We start from the raw sequence: 5,864 nt of genomic DNA, 5'->3' as shown, positions 1-5,864 counted from the left end.
AAAGCCCCCCATATTTTGATTCTTTAAGGTGACATTTTCATGCGATAATTAACCACATTTTGGCCTATTTTTAGGTGACATTTTTAAAAGATATTGACACACTTTTGTTAAAACTTTGTGGTGTTAGTCACTCACTCTATAGCATCATACAGATTCTTTATTGACCTAAAATCATCCATCGCTATGTCAAGTTTCCTGGGGTCTCTCAACAGTGCTGCGGGGTGATATGTAGCCATCATCTTACATCCCTTTCTATCAAACCATTTTCCCCTTACAGGGCCAATAGATTTTAGAGACCTGTCTATGCAGTATGTCATTGCCGTAGCCCCAAGACACACAATGATTTTAGGTCTTATTATTGCAACCTGGTTTCTGAGGTATGGAAGGCAAGCCTCCGCCTCTTCCTGTGTAGGCACTCTGTTGCCAGGTGGCCTGCACTTAACCACATTGGCTATGTATACCTCTTCACGGCTCAGCCCAACATCACCAAGCATTTTATCCAGCAGTCTTCCTGCCCTCCCAACAAATGGGCGGCCCTGCAGGTCCTCTTCAGCGCCAGGTCCCTCTCCAATAAACATGAGTTTAGCCCGTAGATTCCCCTCTCCAAATGCTACATTGGTCCTTGTAGAAGCCAAATCACATTTCTGGCATGAGTTACAGACTTCTATCAGGTCTTTTAGGTTTAAAAGAGCCATTAAGATCACCTGAATGTATATAGATTCACATTCTCTATTATAGCCAATCTTTACTCCGAGTGCAAGTTTAAGAGGACGGTCTCCCGTCCTCTTAAACAATCAGCTATTTAAAAATTTCAAGGCGATGCGTACAAGAGCCTCTACGCCTAAGGGCAAGGCATTTTCATCAATGTCAAACTTAGGATGATGGTTGTTTTTGTCGATGCCTTTTTCTTCATTGGTTATACCAAGCATTATAAAACTACCAGGCACTTTTTCCAGAAAATATGAGAAATCCTCTCCACCCATAGAAATACCTGGGTCTACTATATTTTCCTCTCCAAAAGCCTCTCTTAATGCCTCCCCAGCCAGCTCAGTCATCTCAGGATCATTAACTGTTGGTGGATAACCATGTACATACTCTAATGAGTATTCACCACGCATGGCATCACATACACCTTTTACTATCCTCTCTATCTTATCAGGCATCTCTTTCCTAAGCTCAGGGTCAGTTAGCCTGACAGTACCAGTCATTTTTGTTTCCGACGGAATTGCGTTCATAACTGTTCCGCTGTTAAATGTACCTATGGACACCACAGCAGGATTTAATGGGTCAATCTCACGGCTGACCAGTGTCTGAAGTGCCAAAACCACCTGAGCTCCAATCACCAATGCATCTACACCAAGATGCGGTGCAGACCCATGGCCGCCTTTCCCTTTTATTGTAAGTCTGAACTCATCAGGTGCTGCCATAATCGGGCCTGGCCTCACCCCGATTTTCCCAGAAGGGATACCTGCCCATACATGCTGCCCAAAAACAGCGTCCACATGAGGATCTTCAAGAACACCCTCCTCTATCATACCCAGTGCCCCGCCGGGGAAATTTTCCTCTGAAGGCTGGAAAAGGAACTTGATATTACCCTTTATCTCATCCCTGTGCCTTGATAAAACCTTTGCTGCTACTAAGAGCATAGCTGTATGAGCATCATGTCCACAGGCATGCATAACACCTTCTATTTCAGACTTATAATCACACTCATTCTCCTCATTCACCTTTAAGGCATCCATATCTGCCCTCAAAAGCACGGTCTTTCCTGGCTGCGCACCACGAAGCAAACCAACTACCCCTGTCTTATTTATGCCTGTCTTAACCTCAAGGCCATATTCTCTCAGCTTTTCGGCAACAATACCGGCTGTCCTCACCTCTTGAAAACCCAGTTCAGGGTGTTTATGAAAGTCCCTGCGTATAGCTACAACCTCATCAAAAAGTTCTTCACACTCCCTTTTAACATCAAACACACAAACCATCCTTTCCAAATTATATAAATTTAACAAAAATACTTGCCAGCACCACTGAGGATATTGTAACGGTAACAAAACCAGCTACAAGCATTTTAGGAAGTATCTCATTCATTATGATTTGATTTTCCTCTTCATTCTCCGCCACAGCTTTCACTGCCTCCTGGGTCAGGATATATGTACCTGGAAACCCGTAAAGTGCAGTAAGCCCAATAGTGGCAGCCATTTCAAAAGAATAACCAAGCAATCTCCCAAGGATAAAGGTAAAAACCACTATTCCTATTACACCTAATACAAGTGTCCCAACTAAGGGGTACAGGTATTGTAGTACCATTTGAGGGGTAGCCTGAGAAAGATTTCCCATTACTATGGCCAAAAGAGAAATCATAGCTATACCAAAAGAGTTAGCTTTTGTAAATATATCTTCTTCAAGAAACCCAATTTCTCTTAATGCAATCCCCACAAAAAGTGCCCATACATATGGATGTATCACATTGTGGAAAAGCGCTGCTATTTTAATGGCTGCTAAAGCACCAAGAGCAAGCTTTGCAAGATAAACGGAAGAAGTCTGAAACTCCTTTGGCATTGCGGGAAGTTTAAACCCATTTCTGCTGTTTGTAACTTTTGCAGCACTTGACTCAAGCTGGAGTCCTGTATACCTCCCCTTATTATTTTTAATCCTTTTGGCTTCTTTAGTCAAGAAGATAGACGAGAGTGGATACCCTATAAAACCCTGGGCAACTAAAAGCATTGTAGCAAAAACAGCCAGTTCGGGATATCCGCTCGCTTTTGCCGCGTCAGACATCATTAACGCAGCGACGACACCTCCCGCTATAGGCGGTGCAGCCACTGCCGCAATCTGTTTGCCAAATATCATGCTCCCAGGTATAAGAACAAATATGCCAATACCTGCAACTGCCCCTGATGCAATAATAACTGTCTTCCATTGTTTGATTAAATCTTGAATTCCCATCAATGTACCCATATGGGTGATTAATAGACCAATAAGTACACTGCCTATACCTACAAGCTGTGATGATTGAAAAATATCCTTTGGCAAACCAAGCCAGAAACCAATTAATAAAACAATAGAACTTACAAAAAGCATTGAGAGCAAGGCTCTTGTCTTTGCTGAGACTATATCACCCAATGCAAAAACTACCAGCACCACTGTTAAAGCAACAATCGGTTCCATCAAAATCCCCCTTTTTTCAATAATAATTTCTATATAAAATCACAACTGTTTGTTAGACTTAGACATCACCCCCCTATATTCTTTAACTATAATTAATATAAAAATACCCAGAAGCAGGACAAAATCAGAACCTGCCGCTGGGGTATTTTACACCCACGGTGTATCCATATAACACTGGACTGTATCGCTCGGTCACAGACCCATTAAGGCGGAACCCTTAGATACTCTTCTGATGATTAAATATTAGCACAGAAATGAATAAAATCCAACACTATAAATTTTTAATGAATAAAATAATTTAATAAAAAAGGACAATTACGCATCTGCCATTGGCAAAGCCCCTTTAGTCATATCTGCTGCACTTGCAGTACTCAGCATATTGAATAAATTCTTTTTTTATGTCAGGATTCTCATTCATAAATTTGATAAAATTATTGATACATTGCAAGGTTTGACTGCTCACGGTATGCTCAATTTTTTCGGTTTCGGTTAATATCTCTGTTTCCGATACTCCAAGTATGTTTAAAAAGTCAAAAATAATATTGTGCCTCTTTATAAGAGCCTTACCCAGTTGCTTACCTTTTTCCTCAAGCATTATTACACCATATTTTTCATACTTTATAAGTTTAAATTCTGCTAATTTTTGTACCATTTTGGTAGCAGATGGAGGCTGCACATTGAGGGCATCTGACAGTTCATGAATTCTTGTAAAGCCACTTTCATCAGATAGCCTGTAAATCATTTCAAGATAGTCCTCCATAGAGGCTGTAAGGGTGTCATCATCCTTTTTCATATATTCGCTGAATGTGTAAAAATCTTTTTTCATATTACCCACCTTATATCATTTATCACACTATTATATGCTTTCAAACTATTAATTATCATCGGCTGTAACCATAGTTCAACATGTATCATAAACTAAGATAGCAACTGGATTTTAGCCATAACTAACTTGTTTAATCTCGTATAATTTATAAACTTACTTTTAGCAGGGGGCTGTATTATGCAAAATGAAAATGACATAGTCCATGACTATAAAAATGTAAAAATTGATGTATACCGTACAGAAAGAAAAACCATCGAAAAAATGGTTGCCCGGATAAGGAAACTCTTTAGATATCTCGGACCAGCCTTTATAGTCAGCGTAGCATATATCGATCCAGGTAATCTTGCAACCAATATTAGCGGAGGCTCCACCTACAACTATGATTTGATCTGGGTGATACTGTGGAGCAATATATTGGCAATCTTTCTACAATACAATTCCGCCAAGCTTGGCATAGCAACCGGCTTTAATCTTCCAGAAATATGTAGTATAGTCTTCTCAAGGAGAGTAAACATAATATTATGGATTGCCGCAGAATTAGCAAGCATGGCAACGACAATAGCAGAGTTTATCGGCGCTGCGTTAGGATTTTATCTTCTCTTTAATATTCCTCTCCCTGTAGCTGGATTAGTTACAAGCATAGTTACCTTTGCAATAACCTATTTGCAAAAATATGGCCAACGTACAATAGAGGCCACAATAATATTTTTTGTGGGAATAATATGTATAGCTTATAGTTTAGAGATATTTCTTGCAAAACCCAATTGGGCAGAAATTGGTAAACATATGCTTATACCATCACTGCCTGACAGTAATGCATTGCTTATAGCCGTAGGAATGTTCGGAGCAACGGTAATGCCGCATGTTATATACCTTCATTCACAGTTGGTGCAGGAGCGCAACATAGGCCTTAACACAGAACAAAAAAAACAGCACTTAGCAATGGAAAAGACGGACATAATAATTGCTATGAACATCGCCTTTATAGTAAATGCTGCGATAGTAGTTGTCTCTGCAGCTGTATTCTATAAAGAAGGAATGATATTAAATTCCATCGAACAGGCCCATAGATCGCTCGAGCCCTTGCTTGGCCCAATATCAAGCAGTGCCTTCGCCATAGCTCTTCTTGCATCTGGCTTTTCTTCCTCTGCTGTGGGTACTATGGCCGGAGAAACAGTTATGGACGGTTTTATCAATATTAAATTTCCTTCCATGATGAAAAGGTTAATAACAATGATACCGGCAATGATAATAATTTTGGCTGGCCTAAATCCAATGAAATCATTGGTGTTAAGCCAGGTCTTACTGAGTTTTACACTTCCATTTGCAATCATACCCATGCTCATAATAACTAACAGAAGAGATTTAATGGGAGACTTTGTAAACAGTCCCTTATCCAAAGTGATAGGATGGATAATTGCATCGGTGACAATAGCGTTCAATTCTCTTTTACTTATTATTACATTTGTTGGAAAGATATGAAATAAATTTGGGCATCAAATGGGCACCAAAAAAGGATTCGGGCACTTTGTAAAATACTCCGAATCCTTGACTTTTCCTGGAGCGGATGACGGGATTCGAACCCGCGACCCTCGGCTTGGGAAGCCGATGCTCCACCACTGAGCCACATCCGCATATACAAATGGCTCCCCAGGCAGGGCTCGAACCTGCAACCTACCGGTTAACAGCCGGTCGCTCCACCATTGAGCTACTGAGGAACATCTGATTATATATTATAGATTATTTTCCTGCCAAAATCAACACCTTTTTAATATAAAGTCTGGCAGCGACCTACTCTCCCCTTGCGAGTACCATCGGCGCTGGAGGGCTTAACTGTCACCCCAAAAAGCAAGCTTCTTGGGGGACCCCG

The 5,864-nt window shown here is 40.6% G+C and carries 5 protein-coding genes and 2 tRNA genes; 1 reads left to right on the top strand and 6 read right to left on the bottom strand.

What is annotated here, in order from left to right:
- Positions 1-131 precede the first annotated feature (131 nt).
- The 4 genes from FWJ32_RS13070 to mntR all read right to left on the bottom strand — a co-directional run bounded on the left by FWJ32_RS13070 (position 132) and on the right by mntR (position 3,994).
- Positions 132-695 (bottom strand): uracil-DNA glycosylase, encoded by a 564-nt coding sequence (locus tag FWJ32_RS13070; protein ID WP_149546408.1) that lies wholly within the window; start codon positions 693-695, stop codon positions 132-134.
- A 99-nt stretch (positions 696-794) separates the two neighbouring features.
- Entirely contained in the window at positions 795-1,973 is a 1,179-nt protein-coding gene (locus tag FWJ32_RS13065; protein WP_203227781.1) for a M20 metallopeptidase family protein, read from the bottom strand.
- 19 nt (positions 1,974-1,992) lie between these two features.
- Positions 1,993-3,168 (bottom strand): hypothetical protein, encoded by a 1,176-nt coding sequence (locus FWJ32_RS13060; protein ID WP_149546406.1) that lies wholly within the window; start codon positions 3,166-3,168, stop codon positions 1,993-1,995.
- Between the two features lie 343 nt (positions 3,169-3,511).
- Positions 3,512-3,994 carry a transcriptional regulator MntR gene (gene mntR / locus FWJ32_RS13055; RefSeq protein ID WP_149546405.1) on the bottom strand — a complete coding sequence of 161 codons (483 nt, stop codon included), beginning with the start codon at positions 3,992-3,994 and terminating at the stop codon, positions 3,512-3,514.
- 177 nt (positions 3,995-4,171) lie between these two features.
- Here mntR and FWJ32_RS13050 point away from each other — a divergent pair, with 177 nt between their 5' ends.
- Positions 4,172-5,476, top strand: coding sequence for an Nramp family divalent metal transporter (locus FWJ32_RS13050; RefSeq protein WP_149546404.1), 1,305 nt, complete (start codon positions 4,172-4,174; stop codon positions 5,474-5,476).
- Positions 5,477-5,553: 77 nt separating this feature from the next.
- Here the strand turns inward: FWJ32_RS13050 and FWJ32_RS13045 are convergent.
- Positions 5,554-5,628, bottom strand: a tRNA-Gly gene (locus FWJ32_RS13045).
- Between the two features lie 9 nt (positions 5,629-5,637).
- A tRNA-Asn gene (locus FWJ32_RS13040) sits at positions 5,638-5,712 on the bottom strand.
- Between the last annotated feature and the right edge of the window lie 152 nt (positions 5,713-5,864).

Origin of the sequence: Calorimonas adulescens (assembly GCF_008274215.1) — a bacterium.
GTDB classification, from domain to species: domain Bacteria; phylum Bacillota; class Thermoanaerobacteria; order Thermoanaerobacterales; family UBA4877; genus Calorimonas; species Calorimonas adulescens.
Note: the sequence above shows the minus strand (reverse complement) of the source record. Positions and strands in the feature narration are given on the sequence as shown.

What these genes read in the sequence shown, in the direction of transcription:
- mntR (WP_149546405.1), bottom strand. Translation starts at nt 3,994, where the DNA reads ATGAAAAAAGATTTTTACACATTCAGCGAATATATGAAAAAGGATGAT.
- FWJ32_RS13070 (WP_149546408.1), bottom strand. Translation starts at nt 695, where the DNA reads ATGGCTCTTTTAAACCTAAAAGACCTGATAGAAGTCTGTAACTCATGC.
- FWJ32_RS13060 (WP_149546406.1), bottom strand. Translation starts at nt 3,168, where the DNA reads ATGGAACCGATTGTTGCTTTAACAGTGGTGCTGGTAGTTTTTGCATTG.
- FWJ32_RS13050 (WP_149546404.1), top strand. Translation starts at nt 4,172, where the DNA reads ATGCAAAATGAAAATGACATAGTCCATGACTATAAAAATGTAAAAATT.